Annotated in this window: 18 protein-coding genes; 13 read left to right on the top strand and 5 right to left on the bottom strand. The window is 71.0% G+C overall.

Translation table 11 applies throughout. The features are described 5' to 3' along the window. Position 1: 1 nt before the first annotated feature. On the bottom strand, positions 2-808 hold the full coding sequence (locus J2Z33_RS05380; protein ID WP_209838652.1) for an ABC transporter ATP-binding protein: 807 nt from the start codon (positions 806-808) through the stop codon (positions 2-4). After that, the gene (locus tag J2Z33_RS05375; RefSeq protein ID WP_342454130.1) at positions 805-1,878 is read right to left on the bottom strand and encodes an ABC transporter permease; all 1,074 of its coding nucleotides are present in this window, start codon (positions 1,876-1,878) and stop codon (positions 805-807) included. Before J2Z33_RS05375 ends, J2Z33_RS05380 begins: the two co-directional genes overlap by 4 nt. Before the next feature lie 1,086 nt (positions 1,879-2,964). Here J2Z33_RS05375 and J2Z33_RS05370 point away from each other — a divergent pair. The 4 genes from J2Z33_RS05370 to J2Z33_RS05355 all read left to right on the top strand — a co-directional run bounded on the left by J2Z33_RS05370 (position 2,965) and on the right by J2Z33_RS05355 (position 4,541). Continuing rightward, positions 2,965-3,135 (top strand): hypothetical protein, encoded by a 171-nt coding sequence (locus tag J2Z33_RS05370; protein ID WP_209838648.1) that lies wholly within the window; start codon positions 2,965-2,967, stop codon positions 3,133-3,135. 294 nt (positions 3,136-3,429) lie between these two features. After that, positions 3,430-3,744, top strand: coding sequence for a hypothetical protein (locus tag J2Z33_RS05365; RefSeq protein ID WP_209838646.1), 315 nt, complete (start codon positions 3,430-3,432; stop codon positions 3,742-3,744). After that, positions 3,741-4,094: a hypothetical protein gene (locus J2Z33_RS05360; RefSeq protein WP_209838644.1), complete on the top strand. Its 354-nt coding sequence runs from the start codon at positions 3,741-3,743 to the stop codon at positions 4,092-4,094. Before J2Z33_RS05365 ends, J2Z33_RS05360 begins: the two co-directional genes overlap by 4 nt. A gap of 153 nt (positions 4,095-4,247) precedes the next feature. Continuing rightward, positions 4,248-4,541, top strand: a complete 294-nt coding sequence (locus tag J2Z33_RS05355; protein WP_209838641.1) for a hypothetical protein — start codon at positions 4,248-4,250, stop codon at positions 4,539-4,541. 441 nt (positions 4,542-4,982) lie between these two features. Here J2Z33_RS05355 and J2Z33_RS05350 read toward each other — a convergent pair whose 3' ends face one another. Together J2Z33_RS05350 and J2Z33_RS05345 are read right to left on the bottom strand one after the other, a co-directional pair. Beyond that, a complete protein-coding gene (locus J2Z33_RS05350; RefSeq protein WP_209838640.1) occupies positions 4,983-5,120 on the bottom strand; it encodes a hypothetical protein in 138 nt (45 codons plus the stop codon). 267 nt (positions 5,121-5,387) lie between these two features. Then, positions 5,388-5,648, bottom strand: coding sequence for a hypothetical protein (locus J2Z33_RS05345; protein ID WP_209838638.1), 261 nt, complete (start codon positions 5,646-5,648; stop codon positions 5,388-5,390). An 812-nt stretch (positions 5,649-6,460) separates the two neighbouring features. Here J2Z33_RS05345 and J2Z33_RS05340 point away from each other — a divergent pair. Together J2Z33_RS05340 and J2Z33_RS05335 are read left to right on the top strand one after the other, a co-directional pair. Further along, the gene (locus J2Z33_RS05340; protein ID WP_209838636.1) at positions 6,461-7,273 is read left to right on the top strand and encodes an alpha/beta-hydrolase N-terminal domain-containing protein; all 813 of its coding nucleotides are present in this window, start codon (positions 6,461-6,463) and stop codon (positions 7,271-7,273) included. A gap of 225 nt (positions 7,274-7,498) precedes the next feature. Next, positions 7,499-7,681, top strand: a complete 183-nt coding sequence (locus tag J2Z33_RS05335) for a hypothetical protein (protein ID WP_209838634.1) — start codon at positions 7,499-7,501, stop codon at positions 7,679-7,681. Between the two features lie 167 nt (positions 7,682-7,848). Here the strand turns inward: J2Z33_RS05335 and J2Z33_RS05330 are convergent, their stop codons facing one another. Then, a complete protein-coding gene (locus tag J2Z33_RS05330) occupies positions 7,849-8,823 on the bottom strand; it encodes an FUSC family protein (RefSeq protein ID WP_209838632.1) in 975 nt (324 codons plus the stop codon). Positions 8,824-9,102: 279 nt separating this feature from the next. On the opposite strand from J2Z33_RS05330, the gene J2Z33_RS05325 reads away from it, so the two are divergent. The 7 genes from J2Z33_RS05325 (at position 9,103) to J2Z33_RS05295 (ending at position 17,401) form a co-directional block, all read left to right on the top strand. After that, entirely contained in the window at positions 9,103-11,994 is a 2,892-nt protein-coding gene (locus J2Z33_RS05325; protein ID WP_209838630.1) for a monovalent cation/H+ antiporter subunit A, read from the top strand. Beyond that, positions 11,994-12,338, top strand: coding sequence for a Na+/H+ antiporter subunit C (locus J2Z33_RS05320; RefSeq protein WP_209838628.1), 345 nt, complete (start codon positions 11,994-11,996; stop codon positions 12,336-12,338). The genes J2Z33_RS05325 and J2Z33_RS05320 overlap by 1 nt, the downstream gene beginning before the upstream one ends. Beyond that, entirely contained in the window at positions 12,335-13,945 is a 1,611-nt protein-coding gene (locus J2Z33_RS05315) for a monovalent cation/H+ antiporter subunit D (RefSeq protein ID WP_209838627.1), read from the top strand. Before J2Z33_RS05320 ends, J2Z33_RS05315 begins: the two co-directional genes overlap by 4 nt. Beyond that, positions 13,942-14,430 (top strand): Na+/H+ antiporter subunit E, encoded by a 489-nt coding sequence (locus J2Z33_RS05310; RefSeq protein WP_209838625.1) that lies wholly within the window; start codon positions 13,942-13,944, stop codon positions 14,428-14,430. The genes J2Z33_RS05315 and J2Z33_RS05310 overlap by 4 nt, the downstream gene beginning before the upstream one ends. Continuing rightward, the gene (locus tag J2Z33_RS05305) at positions 14,427-14,708 is read left to right on the top strand and encodes a K+/H+ antiporter subunit F (RefSeq protein WP_209838622.1); all 282 of its coding nucleotides are present in this window, start codon (positions 14,427-14,429) and stop codon (positions 14,706-14,708) included. The genes J2Z33_RS05310 and J2Z33_RS05305 overlap by 4 nt, the downstream gene beginning before the upstream one ends. Beyond that, positions 14,705-15,124, top strand: coding sequence for a monovalent cation/H(+) antiporter subunit G (mnhG, locus tag J2Z33_RS05300; protein WP_209838621.1), 420 nt, complete (start codon positions 14,705-14,707; stop codon positions 15,122-15,124). The genes J2Z33_RS05305 and mnhG overlap by 4 nt, the downstream gene beginning before the upstream one ends. 141 nt (positions 15,125-15,265) lie before the next feature. Then, positions 15,266-17,401 carry a putative bifunctional diguanylate cyclase/phosphodiesterase gene (locus tag J2Z33_RS05295; RefSeq protein WP_209838619.1) on the top strand — a complete coding sequence of 712 codons (2,136 nt, stop codon included), beginning with the start codon at positions 15,266-15,268 and terminating at the stop codon, positions 17,399-17,401. Positions 17,402-17,521 lie beyond the last annotated feature (120 nt).

Genomic DNA, 17,521 nt, shown 5'->3' with positions numbered 1-17,521 from the left:
CTCAGTCCTGTGCAATGGGGGCGGCGCCCAAGGCCGCCCGCGCGCGGGGGCCGTGGAAGTACTCGCGGACCCAGGGGTGATCGACGTCCAGCATCTCACGCATGGTGCCGGTGACCAGCACCTTCTTCTCCGCGAGGACCGCCACCCTGTCGCAGACGGCATGAAGCGTGTCGAGGTCGTGCGTCACCAGGAACACCGTCAGCCCCATGGAGCGGCTGAGGCGGAGGATCAGCGCGTCGAAGGCCGAGGCGCCGATCGGGTCGAGCCCGGCCGTGGGTTCGTCGAGGAACACGATCTCCGGGTCGAGCGCGAGGGCCCGCGCGAGCCCGGCCCGCTTGCGCATTCCGCCCGAGAGCTCGGAAGGATACTTGTCCCCCGCCAGGGGAGGCAGCCCCGCCATCGCGACCTTGAGGTCCGCCAGGGCGACCCTGACCGCAGGGTCGAGGCCCGGGACCGCTCTCAGCGGCACCTCGACGTTCTCCCGCACGGTGAGCGACGAGAACAGCGCGCCGTCCTGGAACATCACGCCCCAGCGCGCCTCCAGGGCCTTGCGCTCCTCCTCGCTGGCCGAGAGCACGTCGGTGCCCAGCACCGTGACCGTCCCGGCCGCGGGGCGCTGGAGGCCGACGATGGAGCGCAGCAGGACCGACTTGCCCGTGCCCGACCCGCCGACCACCCCCAGGATCTCGCCCCGGCGCACATCGAGGTCGAGGTTGTCGTGAACGACATGGCTGCCGAACTGGTTGCGCAGGCCGCGCAAGCCGATCACCAGCTCGGGCTGGAGGCTGGCGGGAGCGACCTGCGTCACAGGCCCACCTGCGCGAAGAAGATGGAGAACACCGCGTCCGTCAGGATCACGGCGAAGATCGCCGTGACGACGGCGTTCGAAGTCATCCGCCCGAGCGACTCGGTGTCGCGCTCCACCTGCATGCCGGCGTGGCAGCCCACCACCCCGATGATCAGGGCAAAGACCGGCGCCTTGATCATGCCGACGAGCACATGGCTCATGCCCGTGCCCTCCACGAGCCGGGTCTGGAACATGGCAGGCGAGATGCCGAGCTGGGTCCAGGCCATCAGCGCGCCGCCCAGAAGGCCCGCCACGTTCGCCACCAGCCCCAGGATCGGGAGCATCAGCAGCAGGGCGAGGATCCTCGGCACGAAGAGCACGTCGGCCGGATCGAGCCCGAGCGTCCGCATGGCGTCGAGCTCCTCGCGCATCCTCATGGAGCCGATGGCCGCGGTGTAGGCCGAGGCGGTCCGGCCCGCGACGATGATCGCGGTGAGCAGGATGCCCAGCTCCCGCAGGATCGAGATCGCGATCAGGTCGACCACGAAGATTTCCGCGCCGAACTGCCGAAGCTGCGCCGCTCCTTGGAAGGCAAGCACCACCCCGATCAGGAAGGCCATGACCGCGACGATCGGCACCGCCTTCAGCCCCACCTCCTGGCAGTGGTGGACCAGGGAGGTCAGACGGAACTGGCGCGGGTGCAGCGCCGAGCGGGCCAGCCGTGCGAGGAACAGCCCCAGATACCCGGTCAGCGCCAGCAGGAACCCCACGCTACCCGCGACGGCCCGCCCCAGATGTTCCAGCCGATCTGCCAGCCCAAGGCGCGGCTCTGGCGGGCGCTCGCCTTCGGGGATGGCGGCATCGACCGTGCCGAGGAAGGCCAGCGTCGTCTCTCCGGCGCCCGTGACCGTCATCCCGCGTCCCGCCTGCTCGAGCCGGCGGCGCAGCATGGCCAGCGCCCAGGCCCCGGCCGTGTCGATCCGCGCCGCCGCCGCAAGGTCGACCTGGACGTCACGATCCAGCGGCACCGAAGCGAGCGCCGCGTGCAGGGCTGTCGCCCCGAGCACGGTGGCGTCCCCCGTCAGGGTCACCGTGAGGCGTGTCCCGTTGGAGGCTGCCTCAATCGGAGGCGAGGCTCCGGTGCTCATTGTGCCGACCGGTCCGATCTCGACATGGCCCGCAGGGTCGCTGATCCGCGCATACGCCTGTATGGCACTGCGAGCGGGCCTTGAGGAAGACGGATGTTGGTGATCGGGTGAGAGCCCCTGGACTCGCATCCGTTGTTCATGGAACGACCCGGCCCTGAGCTTCTTCGAGAGCCTCTTACCAAGGACCACCCAGGACCAAGAGCACGACGAGGATCAGGAGCGGATAGGGAGCCAAACCCGGCTTGGTCGCAGTCCTCACCTTGTGGGCTCCGCTCCGCATCCAGTGTGGCAACACATGGGTCATGTCCGGTCTACTTCTTGGCTGCAGGGCGTCGGCTGCCGGGGGAATCACCTCGTCGCCGTGGCGAATGTCTAGGACCACTGCACCGGATGGCGCCGCGCAGACCGGGAGGTTCAGAGAAGGACGTTCCTGGTCCGCGTCTTCAGCCGAGCCGGCGGGCTTGGGCTTCCACAGGACTGGCCTCGGGCGCATGGGGAGGCCCCGGCTCCCAATCAAGGTTCGCGACGCATCTTCGAGCCGCCTGATGCGCCCAGCGGGCGCGAGCCCTGTCGATCTCGGAGCAGGCGATACCGAGGCTGATGGACGGTGTGCTGGCACCCATGGAAGGGTTCCCCATTCCTCGTGCGGGACTACCGCGCGGGCACCTATGTAGATGGAGTTCGCAGGCTCTATTACGAGGTCGTGGGACCAACCATCCTGCAAGGCAAGTCGCAGCCTGAATTCTTCGATGCGGCCGCTCGGCTTGGATGGAACGCGGATGTCGCGGCAACTGCCGCGCTGGAGCATCCGAGTGAGGGGATGGCAAGTTGCGGCGCCAAGGCCGTCACGCCGTCTGATCGGTCGGACCCGCAGCGGACGGACTTGAGCCCCCCGATGACTGGGTTCAAGAACCCTTCAGGGGCTTCAGGAGTAGGCTCTGCCGCCCCCCCAGTCGGCGCGCGCTGGAGGTGGCCTGTTGGTGGACCGGCGCCAGGGCCAACCCACCCGTATCCAGGGTGCGTGCCATCATGCGAGTCCCAGGTGCCAGCCAGCCCTCGATCAACGACGTGACCTCGGCCCACGGGGCGGCCGCGCCGATCATCAGCATCATGCTGTGGATCTGCTGTTCGTCGCTCATCCTGCTCTTCGGGGCCGAGTTCACCAAGGCCCAGGCCGAGACCCATGGAAGCCGGGCCTGAAGGGGGCAAGCCGGCCGCGCGGACCCCGGCTGGCGTCAACGACCCGAGCAGCACGCCTCCGAGCCAAAACCAGACCAATCGGTCTTTGAAACAGAAGGCATGATAATTAGAATATATTGGGAAAGTTTTCCTAATCGGGCGATTGAAAATGGTCACCCCAATCACCATCTCTTTTTGGACAACCGCAGCATCGGACCGAATCCTGTCGGACCGATCCGGTGGAAGGTTCCCCTCAAGAAGTCCGTTCTGAACCGTCGCGCCTGTTCCGGGTGTCGGCGTTCTGGAGGTAGGGCGATGAGCTCGCGCACGACACGACGACCGGTCACCTTCGTCCATCCGTTCCGCATCGCGGGCTATGAGGACGAACTTCCGGCCGGTGAGTACCAGGTCGAATTGGACGAGGAGCTCCTGCAAGGGCTCAGCTTCGAGGCGTACCGCCGGACTGGAACCTTTCTGCTGATCGGCAGGGAGGCGAGCGGCAGGGGCTCCGCCGAGATGCGCCCCATCGACCCCAGGGACCTGGAAGCGGCTTTGGTTCGCGACCGCGCTCCAGCCGACAAGGCGGAGCCGAGCGAAGCGGCGCTTTCTCCCCTGGAGGAAAGGTCATGACGACTTCTGAATGGCTCAAGCCTGGAGTCTTCGGCGCGGCGATCGGCGCGGTCGCGGTGATGGCGCTGGGATTTTCCTGGGGCGGCTGGATGACGGGTGGAGGCGCCGACGGGATGGCGGCCGATCTGGCGCACGACGCGGTCATCTCGGCCCTGGTGCCCATCTGCCTGCAGATCCCGCAGGACGATCCGGAGAGGACGACCAAGCTGGCGACCAGCACGGAGGCCACCACCTACCAGCGCCGGGACGCCGTCAAGGCTGCCGGCTGGGCCACGGTGCCTGGCGCGGACGCGCCCAACCGCGATCTCGCGCAGGCCTGCATCCAAGGTCTGGATCTCGACGCCGCTTGACATGGCAGGGGCGAAGAGTCGGAGGTTCGCCGTGGTCGCGATCGTTCGGGTACCTGCCGGCTCGTTGCGGCCACTGGAGGCGTGCGTTGGTCAGGGCCGCCCGAGCCTGGGCGGCTCATCAAGGCGAACTGGGCCGATGCAAGGAAGGAACGGATGAAGCAGCGCTTGCTTGAGGAGCTTGAGGGCCTGCGGGACGCTCATCGCAGGGCCACGACGCAGGACGCCTTCGATGCGCTCGAGTTGCGCCTGCGCACCGTGGAGGCGCTGTCAGCGTCCGCCTCCCATCGGTCGAAGTCGGAAAGACAGTCCCTGGCACGGGTGAAGGCCCTCGTGCTGGAGGCGGCGCGCGCCCATCGAGACGGGGCGAAGCAGCCGGCCAACTTCTCTGGCGCGGTGTTCACCCTGATGCAGGCAGTCCGGCGGGGAACCAGCGGTTACGACGTCTAGCTGGACGGGTCAGGGGCACGGCTGATGCTCGACCCAGACCCGCGGGCACCCGAGATGAAGCGCGCCCGACCAGTTGCGCCGGGCGCGGAGGCCTGCACGGGATGGGACGGCGCACCTCGCGGCGACGGTTGTTCCTGTTTCACTCCTTCTGGGCTCAAGCAAGCAGCCCGGAACGATCGGAAAAGAGTCTCTCGACCGTGATGACGTATCCGTCGGAATCATGGGGTCGTCCGTCACGCCGGCCAAGCTCCATGGCAGGTCGACTCGGGTGTCGACGCGATGCCTGCACCGGCCCGTCGGCGACGCCGAAACCATGCAAGGAGCCCCTTGACGGATCCGGCAGCCTCCCCGCCCGTTTCCGACTACAAGGCCAGTTGGCCCCGACATGGCACGAACGTCGTCACGGTTGATCGCCTTACGGATGTACCGCGCCCAGAGCCATCACTGGCGGTCGCTCTTCTTCGGCGGGGCACCTGCGCCCGACAAGCCTTTCTCGAACGTGGCAGGCGCGGCCGGGGCGACCTTCTTCTGCTTGGGCTTCTTGACTTCCTTGTTCGAGCGCTTCTGACCCTTGGCCATGGGTTGTTCTCCTGTTGATGAAAGTCGATTTAGCGGGGATCTGCTTCGTCTGGTCTTGTGGCTGCGCCAAAGGGCCCTCCATGCACCCAAGGAGGAGGGCCTTGCGGACGATCTTCGAGGGGTGGCCGTGCTTCGCTTGGACTGCGTCGCGTGCTTGACGCGGAGCCGACGGAAAAAGCTGAACCCGCTCGACGCGCGGGTCTCCACCGGGGGCCTCCCTCACCCGTGCTCGGGAACCACCGTGGGACGCCCCTGCGCAACGGCCGCTCAGGAGCGTGCTGAATTGCACGCCAACGGGCTGACCTGCTCGTCCGCGGGCCCGCCCCCTTCGTCGTGCCACCGGGCCTGAGTCCGTTCGCTGGTGCCGGGCTGGATCCTGTTCAGGCTCTCGCTTTCGGCAGTCCTGCGAGCCGTGGCCGCAACCTGACGCGCGCGCGCCATGTCGTAATCCGCAGCATATCCGGCCCGAACTTGGTCGAGTTCGTCCTGAGCGAGGATGACGCTGAGTCCGAGCTTGTTGGCGTCCATGCGAGGAGCCTTCCATGTTCCCCCGAAGGATTACTCCAGGGGTAGGACACATATGGGGGCTCAGGGGGCCGGTTACGAGCGGTGCGGGGCGCCTATCGCGCAAGCGGCAGGACAGTCACGAGCCACAAGCTCAAGGCTGAACTCGTCCACCAGCCTCGTTGAGCCAAGCGCGACGAGGCCCGACGCGACCTGAAGGAACCCGAGCAGGCCCGCGACGCGGCCGTAACCTGGACGGGCGAGCTTCTGCACGGGATCGACGACCGGTTCTGGCAAGGCTCGGAGTGGCGGCGGCACCTGACGGACGAGGAGGGCGCGACTCAGCGTGACGGGCGAGGCCTGGAGGCCGGGAGGCCCAGGCCAGTGAACCCCGGATGCGTCTTCTTGTCCCTGGGACCTGGGCCAAGCTGGAGGCCCAAGCCGCTGATCGGACTGCGGCGAGCGAGCGGTCGACAGGTCACGAATGGCGCGCTGCTGGTTTTGTTTTCTATCCAGCCGCCGCATCTGGGTCGCGAGGTGCAGCGTCGCTCCACGGCGCCCTCCATCTCGTCATCTCGGCTGTGGTCCCCTGCCCGCTCATGGGGCCCCGAGCGATCGCGCCGCCTCGGGCCAACTTCTGGCGCAAGCAATGGGCGGGGGCATGCGACCAGAGAACGTGACGGCCGTCACTTCCTTGGCCCAGCACAACTCTGGCCCTTGTGCCTAGGCCTCACGTTCCTGGCCTCCTCCCTGACCCCTTCGCTGGTGCCCCGCCCGCCGGTGCTGCAAGGCGTTCCAGGCGGGCTGTCGCTCCTCGCAGGCCACGGGCTCGGCGCTTGGTCCATGGGTTCTGGCGCGCCTTCGATCTGCCGATGCGGCGCGGCGCGGCGGCTCGGGCCGTCCACGCCGTGATCGCGGTCGTCGCGCTTGCGCTCCTGGTCTGGTGCGCCGCCAACGTCGTGCGTTGGCAGACCTCGGTCCGGAGCACGGTGGGCATGGAGGAGGTCACGCAGGGCCACCTGCCCTTGAGCCTCGGCATCGCGAGCGTCGTGTTCGGATCTGTGCTGCTGCTCGCCCGGCTGGTCCGAAGCCTCGCGCGCAGGACCGCGCAGACGTTGGGGCACGTCCTGTCGCCGCGCGCGGCCAACCTCCTGGGCCTCGTGGTCGCCGCACTCCTCCTTTGTGTCGTGACCGAGCACGGGGTCGTGCGCGTGCTCTTCGGTCTGGCCGACGAGGCCTCAAGGCCCGATGCTGCCGGCATCGCGGCCTTCACCGGGCGCGAGGCGCTCCAGCTGCTCCGCATCCATGTCGGCCGCGAGCAGGCCGACACCGCCGAGGGCCGCACGGCGGCGGCACTGGCCGAGATGGACCGTGTGCGCGCCTGGGACCGTGCGCTGCTGGTGCTCGCCATCCCCACGGGCACGGGCTGGCTCGATCCAGGCTCCCACGACGTCATGAGTTCCTCCACGGCGGCGACGTGGCCACCGTGGCCGTGCAGCACTCCTACCTCGCCACGGCCGACGAGCACGTCCGGGGATGGGTCGCGATCAGTGAGCCCGACGGCTGGGACGAGGCGGCGCTCGACCGGCTCATGGAGCGCTGCGGACCGACGCTCGACACGGGCTGCATGGAGGGAAGGCGGGGAGTGAGGTGACGGCATGTAAGGGCTGGACGGCGGGCGCGTGGTGCGGCTCGGCGCGTCGCACGGAGCTTGGACGGCAATGGAGCTCGTCGACCGCCTGAGCCGGGAGACGCCGCCGCCCGGGCTGACCGCCTGGTCCGAGCCGCGCCAAACCGCCGTCGGCCGCCTGTCCGGCACCATCCTTCTGTACCCCTGCTGCGGGCCGCTCAACCCCGCGACACGGAGGGCTGCGATGGACCCCATGCTTCCGGTTCTCAAGGTGCTCGCGGGCGCGGACACCATCGTGAGCACGGGCACCCCGGTCCGGGTCCGCATCCTGCCGGGGGCCGACCACGGCTTCGACCAGCGCATCCACGCCGTGCTCAGCACCTCGGCTTCGATCCAGAGGCCACAGCGCGGGTGGCCGAGAGCGTGACCCGCTTCCTGGCGGCCTTGCCCACCGAAGGGGCGACCGGGCCCTGAGCATGTAGCCTCAAACCCGCAAAGGGTCGCCTGGGGCGGCCTTCGCCCAGTCCCAGGAGACGCCTGCCGCGTTCCAGGAAAGCCGCTCGTGCATCGGCCGACCCAGCGGCCCAGCGGCGCTCAAACGATCTCCTGCCCTCTTCGGCGACGCTGGATCGCCGGGTGCGGGCTGTGATCGTCCGCGTGCCGGACCGGCGTCAGGAACAGCCAGTCGAGGTGCGCCACGAGAAGGGCCGCTCCCAGCGCCCCCGCGAGCGTCAGCACGATCCGGCCCACGAGGGCCGCGCCGGGCGAGCCGGTGGTCAGCGCCGTCGCGACCAGTCCCAGCGCGCTCGACGCGGCGAACGGATAGACGGAAGCCGAGCGCCGGCCGGAGATCATGGCCTCGCCGAAGAGGTAGGTCGTGAGGAACACCAGGCACAGCAGCGTGGCGAAGTGCGCCGACAGGCTCAGCGCCGCCAGCACGGCCAGCGCGGCAGCCGCCCCGTAGAGCGTGGCGAGGCTGCGCTCGGCGGCCTTGGCGAAGGCCTCGTCCCGGGTCGGGAAGATCAGCGGAAAGACCGCGGCGATGGCCAGGATGAGGTCGGACACGGGCAGCACCGCGTAGAGCCAGAAGCACAGGGCCAGCAGCACCACGGCCCGGATCAGCGATCCCGCCCCATGGTGTCCGGGGGCGGGACGGGGTGCGTCCTCGTGCCGCTCGCGCGTGGCGGCTGGGAGGAGCAGGTAGAGCAGCGGGATGGCGATGCCCGCCACGAGGCAGGCCAGCAGAAAGCCGTCGCGCAAGACCATGAGCAGCGAGGGATCCTTCATGCCCACGATCGGCATCATCACGCCGGCGATCAGGATCAGCATACCGACAGCGCTGCCGGTGCGCCGGGTGACGTAGAAAGCCCCGAAGAACAGCAGGCCCATGATCAGGAGGAGCGCCGGGATGGGCCGGGTAAGCGCCACGATGGCGGCCATGACCCAGACCATCACGGCAAGGGCCACGGGCCCGCCGATGGCGCGCGCAGGGTTGAAGGCCTTGCGCTGCCCCGCCAGGAGCGCCATCGGGATGACCGCGCAAAGCGTGCCCAGGGCGGGACGCAACAAGGCCAGCCCCGCGTCGCACAGCGCCAGCGGCGGGCTTCGGGCAGTATCACAACACGTCGTCCTATGGCAGGGCAAGCCGGCCAAGGTACGCCAGGAGCGGCTGTGCGGCCGCCCGGAGGGGCGATCGCAGAAAGGGCAGGACGCTGGCGACGCCCGCCGTCGCGTGAGGATCGTCACGCGTTCCGCTTCGAGTGGCCTTCCCTCGGGAAAGCGCGCCCATCGGTCGCCGGAGACTGGCGAGCCGGGCTGACGCGCGCTAGGACAGGGGGAGTTCCTCGCATGACAGAACCGACGCTGGCCCTTCTCCTCGTCCTCCTGCCCTTCGCGGGCGCGCTCGTCGCGGCGGCGCTGCCGGTCGCGGCGCGTGGCGCGGCGGCGTGGCTCGCGGGCGGGACGATGCTGGCGGGGCTCGGGCTGCTGGGGGCGATGCTCCCCGGCGTCATGGCGGGGGAGCCGGCGCGCGCGGTCGTGCCCTGGGTGCCCTCGCTCGGGCTCGACCTCTCGCTGCGGATCGACGGCTTCTCGTGGCTCTTCGCGACTCTGGTGCTGGGGATCGGCCTCCTCGTGGCGGTCTACGCGCGCTACTACATGGACCGCGCCGACCCGGTGCCGCGCCTCTACGCGCTGCTCCTCGCCTTCACGGGGGCGATGCTGGGGGTGCTGACGGCGGGCAACGTCCTGATCCTCGTCGTGTTCTGGGAGCTGACCAGCCTCGCCTCCTTCCTGCTGATCGGCTACTGGCACGGCAGCCCTGCCGCCCGCGACGGCGCGCGCGTGTCGCTCATCGTCACCGCTGGCGGGGGGTTGTGCCTCCTGCTCGCGATGCTCCTCCTCGGCCATATCGCGGGGAGCCACGATCTCGACCGCATCCTCGCCTCGGGCCCCGCGATCCGGGCGCATCCGCTCTACGGCCCGGCGCTGACGCTGTTCCTGATCGGGGCCTTCACCAAGTCGGCGCAGGTGCCCTTCCACTTCTGGCTGCCCAACGCCATGGCCGCGCCGACGCCGGTCTCGGCCTTCCTGCACTCGGCCACCATGGTCAAGGCGGGGGTCTACCTGCTCGTGCGCTTCTCGCCCGCGCTGGGCGAGACGCAGGCCTGGTTCTTTCTCGTCACCGGCACGGGGATGGCGACGCTGGTCCTGGGTTCGCTCATCGCGCTGTTCCGGCACGACCTGAAGGGGCTCCTGGCCTATTCGACCATCAGCCACCTGGGCCTCATCACCGCGCTGGCGGGCATCGGGAGCGACGGGGCGATCCTCGCCGCGATCTTCCACATCTGCAACCACGCGGTGTTCAAGGCGTCCCTGTTCATGGCCGCCGGCATCATCGACCACGAGACCGGCACCCGCGACATGCGGCGGCTGAGCGGGCTCATGCGGCTCATGCCGGTGACGGGGACGCTGGCCATCGTCGCCGCCGCCGCCATGGCGGGGGTGCCGCTCCTCAACGGCTTCATCTCGAAGGAGATGTTCTTCGCCGAGGCGGTGGACTGGCACAACGGGACGTGGCTGGACGACTCCCTGCCCTACTTCGCCACCCTGGCCGGCGTCCTGTCGGTGGCCTATTCGCTGCGATTCATCGTCAGCGTGTTCTTCGGCCCGCCCGCCCAGGACCTGCCCCGGCAGCCGCACGAGCCGGTGCGCTGGATGCGCCGCCCGGTGGAGCTGCTGGTGCTCCTCTGCCTCGTGGTGGGGGTGCTGCCGGGGGCGACGCTGGGGCCGGCCCTGAACATGGCGGCGCGGGCGGTCCTGGGGCCGGAGACCCCATACTACAGCATCGCCGTCTGGCACGGCTGGAACGCGCCCCTGGCGATGAGCCTGCTCGCCATGGCCTTGGGCACGCTGCTGTTCTTCGCCTTCGCGCGCCCCATCGCGGCGGGCCCCGAGGGGCCGCCCCTCCTCCACCGCATCCAGGCGCGGCGCGTCTTCGACCGGCTGCTCCTGGGGCTCGCCTGGGACGGGCCGCGCGCGGCGCGGGCCCTGCTCTCGTCGAGCCGCCTCCAGCCCCAGCTCGTGCTGATCGTGCTCCTGGCCATCGTCGCCATGGCGCCGATCCTCTGGGCGGCGGCCCGCGTGGCGGCGCCGGCCGATCCGGCGCGGGTCAACGCGGGCTTCGCCCTGATGTGGACGGCCGGAGGGGCCTGCGCCGTGGGCGCGGCGCTCCTGGCCAAGTATCATCGCTTCGCGGCCCTGGTGCTCCTGGGCGGGACGGGCCTCGTCACCTGCCTGACCTTCGCCTGGTTCTCGGCCCCCGACCTCGCGGTGACGCAGCTCCTCGTGGAGGTCGTCACCACCGTCCTCCTCCTCCTCGGCCTGCGCTGGCTGCCCAGGCGGCTGGCCGAGATCCCCGGCGACCGGCTCCGGGCGGCGCGGGTCCGCCGCGCCCGCGACCTCGTGATCGCCGTGGCCTTCGGGTCGGGCCTCGCCGCCACCTCGTTCCTGGTGATGACACGGCCGCCGGGCGGACCCACCGTGGGCGACTGGTTCCTCCGCAACGCCTACGAGGAAGGCGGGGGCACCAACGTCGTCAACGTCATACTCGTGGACTTCCGCGCCTTCGACACCTTCGGCGAGATCACCGTCCTCGCCATCGTCGGCCTGTCGGTCTTCGCCCTCCTCCGCCGCTTCCGCCCCGCCGCCGAGAGCGCCGACCGCCCGGCCGAGCAGCTCGCGCCCACCGCCCGGCCGCTGGCGGACACCATGCTCGTGCCCTCGGTCATCATGCGATGGATGTTCCCTGTGACCATCGTCTTCGCGGCCTACCTGTTCCTGCGCGGCCACGACCTGCCCGGCGGCGGCTTCGCGGCGGGGGTCACGCTCGCCATCGCCTTCCTGCTCCAGTATCTCGGCCATGACGTCCGCTGGGTCGAGGGGCGCCTGACCGTGCTGCCGGTGCGCTGGATGGGGGCGGGCCTGCTGATCGCCGGGGGGACCGGGGTGGGCTCCTGGCTGTTCGGCTACCCGTTCCTGACGGCCCATGCCCAATACGTCACCCTGCCCCTGATCGGGCAGGTGCCGGCCGCCACGGCGCTGATCTTCGACTTCGGGGTCTTCGCCCTGGTGCTGGGGGCCACGCTGCTCATGCTCGTCGCCATCGCGCACCAGTCGCTGCGGGCCGGCCGCGCCCGGCCCCGCGACGGCGAGGCCCCGCCCCCGCCGGGAGGAACCTGATGGAGGCGGTGCTCTCGGCGGCGATCGGCCTCCTGGCGGCCTCGGGCGTGTGGCTCCTGCTGAGGCCGCGCAGCTTCCAGGTGATCGTGGGCCTGTGCCTGCTGTCCTACGCGGTGAACCTGTTCATCTTCTCGATGGGCGGCCTGAGCGTGGGCGCCCCGGCGATCATGCCCCGGGGCGGCTTCGTGAACCCCGACGCCTACGCCGACCCGGTGCCGCAGGCGCTGGTCCTCACCGCCATCGTCATCGGCTTCGCCACGACGGCGCTGTTCCTCGTGGTGATGATCGCGTCGCGCGGGCTCACGGGGACCGACCACGTGGACGGCCGGGAGCGGTCCCCATGACGTCGGCGGCGGACCACCTCCTCGTTGCGCCCATCCTGATCCCGTTCTTCGCGGGGGCGCTGATGCTCCTCCTCGGCGGCGACCGGCGGCGGGGGACGCGGACGGCGCTGGGCCTCGCCTCGGCGCTGGCCCTTCTCGCCGTGGCGGTCGCGCTCCTGGGACGGGCCGCGCGGGGAGAGCCGGGCACCTACCTCCTCGGCGACTGGCCCGCGCCCTTCGGCATCCTGCTCGTCCACGACCGGCTGTCGGCCGCGATGCTGGCGCTGGTGGCGGTGCTCGCGATCCCGGCGCTGATCCAGGCCGCCGCCGGCTGGCAGCGGCAGGGCCAGTTCTTCCAGCCGCTTTTCCAGTTCCTGCTGATGGGGCTGAACGGGGCCTTCCTGACGGGCGACCTGTTCAACCTCTTCGTCTTCTTCGAGGTGCTGCTCGCGGCCTCCTACGGCCTGCTCCTGCACGGCTCGGGGCTGCCGCGCGTGCGCGCCGGGCTGCGCTACATCGCGGTCAACCTCACGGCGTCGCTGATGTTCCTGATCGGGATCAGCCTAGTCTACGGCGTGACCGGGACGCTGAACATGGCCCACCTGTCCCGGCTGGTCCCCGGGCTGGCCGAGGCCGACCGCCTCCTCCTCCACCTCGGCGCGGCCTTCCTGGCGCTGGCCTTCCTCGTCAAGGCGGGCGCTTGGCCGCTGTCGTTCTGGCTCCCCGCCGCCTACGCGGCGGCCGCCCCGCCGGTGGCGGCGATGTTCGCCATCCTGACCAAGGTCGGGGTCTACGCGGTGCTTCGCCTGTCCACGCTGCTCTTCGGGACGGGGGCGGGCGCCTCGGCCGGCTTCGGCTCCGAGGTGCTGGCCATGGGCGGCCTGGCGACCATCGGCATGGGCGCTCTGGGGGTCCTGGGGTCGCGGACCCTGGCGCACATGGCCGGGAACCTCGTGCTGGTCTCCTCGGGCACCAGCCTCGCGGTCACCGGCTTCGCGCTGGCCGGGGCGGGGGGAGGCGTCCTCGCCGGAGGGCTGCACTACCTCGTGGCCTCCACGCTCGCCTGCAGCGCGCTGTTCCTCCTCGTCGGGCCGCTCGGCCGCGACCAGGACGGCGTCGCCGTGGCCCCGCTCCCCACCTCCGACGACGACCCCACCGACACCGAGGACGAGGCGGCCGAGCCCCAGGGCCCGCCCATGCCCGGCGCGCTGGCCGCCCTCGGCCTCTGCTTCGCGGGGTCCGCGCTGGTCCTCGCCGGGCTGCCGCCGCTGCCGGGCTTCCTGGGCAAGCTCGCCATCCTGTCGGCGCTCCTCGACGCGGAGGGGCTGCGGCTGCCCCCCAGCCTCGCCTGGGCCTTCATGATCCTCCTGCTGCTGTCCGGGCTCGCCGCCCTGATCGGTCTGATGCGCGTCGGCATCCGCGTCTTCTGGACCTCCGAGGAGCCGCCGCCCCGCGCCTGGCTGCTCGAGGTCGGCCCGGTGGCGGGCCTGCTCGCCGTCCTCGTCCTGCTGACGATGGGGGCCGAACCCGTCCAGCGCCACATGCAGGCGACCGCCGCCGCCCTCCTCGCGATGCCGCAGCAGACCGAGGAGATCCTCCTCGCCCCCCGCGCCGAGGACCAGCCATGAGCCGCCTCGTCCCGCATCCGCTCCTGTCGGCCCTGCTCCTCCTCATGTGGCTGGCGCTGACCCGCGTCTCCCTGGGCCAGCTCGTGCTCGGGGCGCTCGTCGCCCTCGTCGCCGGCTGGGCGATGGCCCGGCTCCGCCCGGCCCGGCCGCGCCTGCGCCGGGCCTCCGCGATCCCCCGGCTCCTCGGCCTCGTCGCCTGGGACATCCTGCGGTCGAACGCGGCGGTCGCCTGGCTGATCCTCACCGACGGCCGCCACGGCCGGCGGCGCTCGGGCTTCCTGCGGGTGCCCCTGCGGCTGCGCGACCCCTCGGCCCTGGCCGTCCTCGCGATCATCGTCACCGCGACCCCGGGCACCGCCTGGCTCGAATACGACGCCGAAACCGGGGTGCTGCTCCTCCACGTCTTCGACCTCGTGGACGAATCGCAGTGGCGCGACCTCATCCAGACCCGCTACGAATCGCTGCTCATGGAGATCTTCGAATGAGCGGGACGATCCTCGCCCTCGCCCTCGGCTTCGCGCAGGTCGCCCTCGGCCTCGCCGGCGGGCTCGCCGTCCTCACCATCCTGCGCGGCCCCCGCGCGCAGGACCGCGTCCTCGGGCTCGACACCTTCTACGTCACGGGGATGCTCCTGTTCCTCGTGACGGGCCTGCGCTCGGGCAGCTTGTTCTTCTTCGAGGCCGCCTGCGTCATCGGCGTCACCGGCTTCGTCGCCACCGTGGCCCTGGCCAAGTTCCTGCTGCGGGGCGAGGTGATCGAATGACCCATCTCGACGCCGTGCCGCTCTGGGTGGCCCTCCCGGCGGCGCTCCTGCTCGTGCTGGGCAGCGGCCTGACCCTGCTGGGCGCATTCGGCCTCGCGCGGCTCCAGAGCTTCTACGACCGGCTCCACGCCCCGACCCTGGGCACGAGCTGGGGGACGGCGGGGATCGTGCTGGCCTCGGTCCTGCTCTTCTCCTGGCTCGAAGGCCGGCCCGTGCTCCAGGAGCTGCTGATCGGCGTCTTCGTCATGCTCACCACGCCGGTGACGCTGATGCTCCTGGGGCGCGCGTCCCTGCATCGCGACCGGGCCGAGGGCTCCGCCGCCGTGCCCCCGGCCGGGAACGCAAGGCCGGCGGACCGGGGCACGGCCGGAGCCGACGGGGCGCGCGGCGCGGCGACCCCGCCGGCATGGCCCTGACGTTAACGATTTATTGACGAATCCCTGCCATGATCGACAGGGACGATGGTCCGCGTCTTGGCGGGCCGGGCGATTCATGGACATCCTCCCGGCCCACCCCGGCCGGGGCGGCGCGCATGGCGGCTGGGGAAGATGGCGACGATGCACAGGCTGCCCAGTTTGATCGCCAGCGTGACCGGCGTCGCGATGTTGATCTTCGCGACGACGACGGTCGCCTCGATCCTCTGGATGGCGCAGGCGCTCGACCGGCAGGCGCTCACCCAATCCGAGACGCAGGCCCGCGTCGCCCGGGACCACCTCCTCTCCCAGGCCCGGGTCATCACCATCGACTACGCCAAGTGGGACGCGGCCCACCGGGCGATCCTCGACGGCGACGCGGCCTGGCTCTTCGACAACATCGGCTCCTCGGCCCTCATGGGCGAGGCGGTGCAGCTCGCCGCCATCTGGGGCGGGCCCTCCGACATCGACATCGGCTGGGAGACCGGCGGCGACAAGTCCGGGCAGCCCGGCATCCTGCCCCCCGCGACGCGGGCGGCGGTGGACCGGCAACTGGCCGGCGCCCGGCCCGGCACCTTCGGCGGCACGGAGTTCTTCGCGTGGCGCAACGGCGGGCTGTTCGTGCTCGGCGCCTCGCACTTCGAGCCGGTGGAGAACGCCCCCCTCTTCCCCGAGGCGAAGCGTCAGGTCGGCCAGCTCGTCATGGGCATCCGCATCGACAGGGGCCTGGTCGCCGGCATCGCCGACGCCATCGCCCTCACCGGGCTGGAGGTGGTCCGCCGGCCCGCCCCGGATCGGCCCTCCGTGACCCTGCCCGGGGTCGATGGGACGCCCGTCGGCCACATCACCTGGGACGTGCCGCGCCCCGGGACGGCCATGCTGGACCGGCTGCTCGTCCCGCTCTCGCTCGTGGCGGTGGCGACCGCCCTGCTCGCGATCCTCGCCATGCGCCTGCTGCGGAGGAGCGCGTCGGACCTCGTGGCGGCCGAGCAGCGGGCCTCGACCGCGGCGCGGCGCGACCCCCTGACGGGCCTGCCCAACCGGGCCGCCTTCCAGGAGGCGCTGGCCCTCCCCGCCCGCACGGGCGAACGGGCGATCCTGTTCCTCGATCTCAACGGCTTCAAGGGGGTCAACGACAGCCTGGGCCACGCGGCGGGCGACGCGGTGATCGTCTCCCTGGCCCGTCGCATCGCCCTCCTCCTGGGGCCGGGCGCCCTGCTCGCGCGGATCTCGGGCGACGAGTTCGTGCTGATGGTGACGGGCCCCGAGGCCAGGGAGCGGATCGCCGCGCTGGCCGAGGCCATCGCCCGAAGCTTCGACGACCCCTTCGAGGTGCTGGGCCACCAACTGCGCGTGAGCGCCGCGATCGGCTACGCCGTCCAGGACGGCGACGCCATGCGCGGCGCGGATCTGGTCCGGCAGGCCGACCTCGCCATGTACGAGGGCAAGCGCCTGGGCGGGCGGGCGCCCGTGGCCTTCGGCGCCCTGATCGAGGAAGGGGTCCGCAACGCCCTCGTGCTGGAGCGGGCGCTGCGGACCGCGCTGGCCGCCCGCCCCGAGGAGTTCTCGGTTGCCTACCAGCCGATCCTGGGCATCGACGGCCGGTTCCGCCGCGCCGAGGCCTTGGCGCGCTGGACCTCGGCCGAGCATGGCGAGGTTCCGCCCGATCGCTTCATCGCCCTGGCCGAGAAGGCGGGCCTCGTGATCGACCTCGGCCGGATCATCCTGGGCCGGGTCCGCGACGACCTCGCGGCGGATGCCGGCCTGCGGGTCAGCGTCAACATCTCGTCGCTTCAGCTCCTCGCGCCCGACTTCATCGCCGACCTCGTGGCCGACCTGCGGGCGCGGTCCATCGATCCCGCCCGCATCCAGGTGGAGCTGACCGAATCGGTCCTCGTCCGCGATCCCGCCCAGGCGGCCCGCCACCTCCACGAACTGCGGGCCGCTGGGTTCGGCGTCGCGCTCGACGATTTCGGGACGGGCTACTCCTCCGTCGCCTATCTCGACCAGCTCAGCTTCGACACCCTCAAGATCGACCGCTCCTTCGTCTCGGAGGTGCGGCACTCGCCCAAGCGGCATGCCCTCCTGCGGACCATGATCCAGATGGCCCATGGCCTCGACCTGGAGGTGGTCTGCGAGGGCGTGGAGTCCGAGGACGACCTGCGCCTGCTGGCCGAGCTCGGCTGCGACCTCGTCCAGGGCTTCCACCTCGGCCGCCCGATGCCCGTCTCCGAGCTGTCGGCGCTCCGGCTCACCGCCAGCGACCGCGCCGCCGCCTGACGCGACCCGAACGATCCGGCCTCCCGCACCCGGAGCGGCCGTCGCTCCTACCTTCGCCCCTCGCCGATCTGTCGGCGCTCCGGTTGGCCGACCGTGACTGCCGCCGCCGTTGTGGCCTGT

The organism is Rubellimicrobium aerolatum, assembly GCF_017872975.1.
In the GTDB taxonomy this organism is placed as follows: Bacteria; Pseudomonadota; Alphaproteobacteria; order Rhodobacterales; family Rhodobacteraceae; genus Rubellimicrobium; species Rubellimicrobium aerolatum.
The sequence above is the reverse complement of the archived record's forward strand: the minus strand, read 5'-3'. Positions and strand labels throughout refer to the sequence as shown.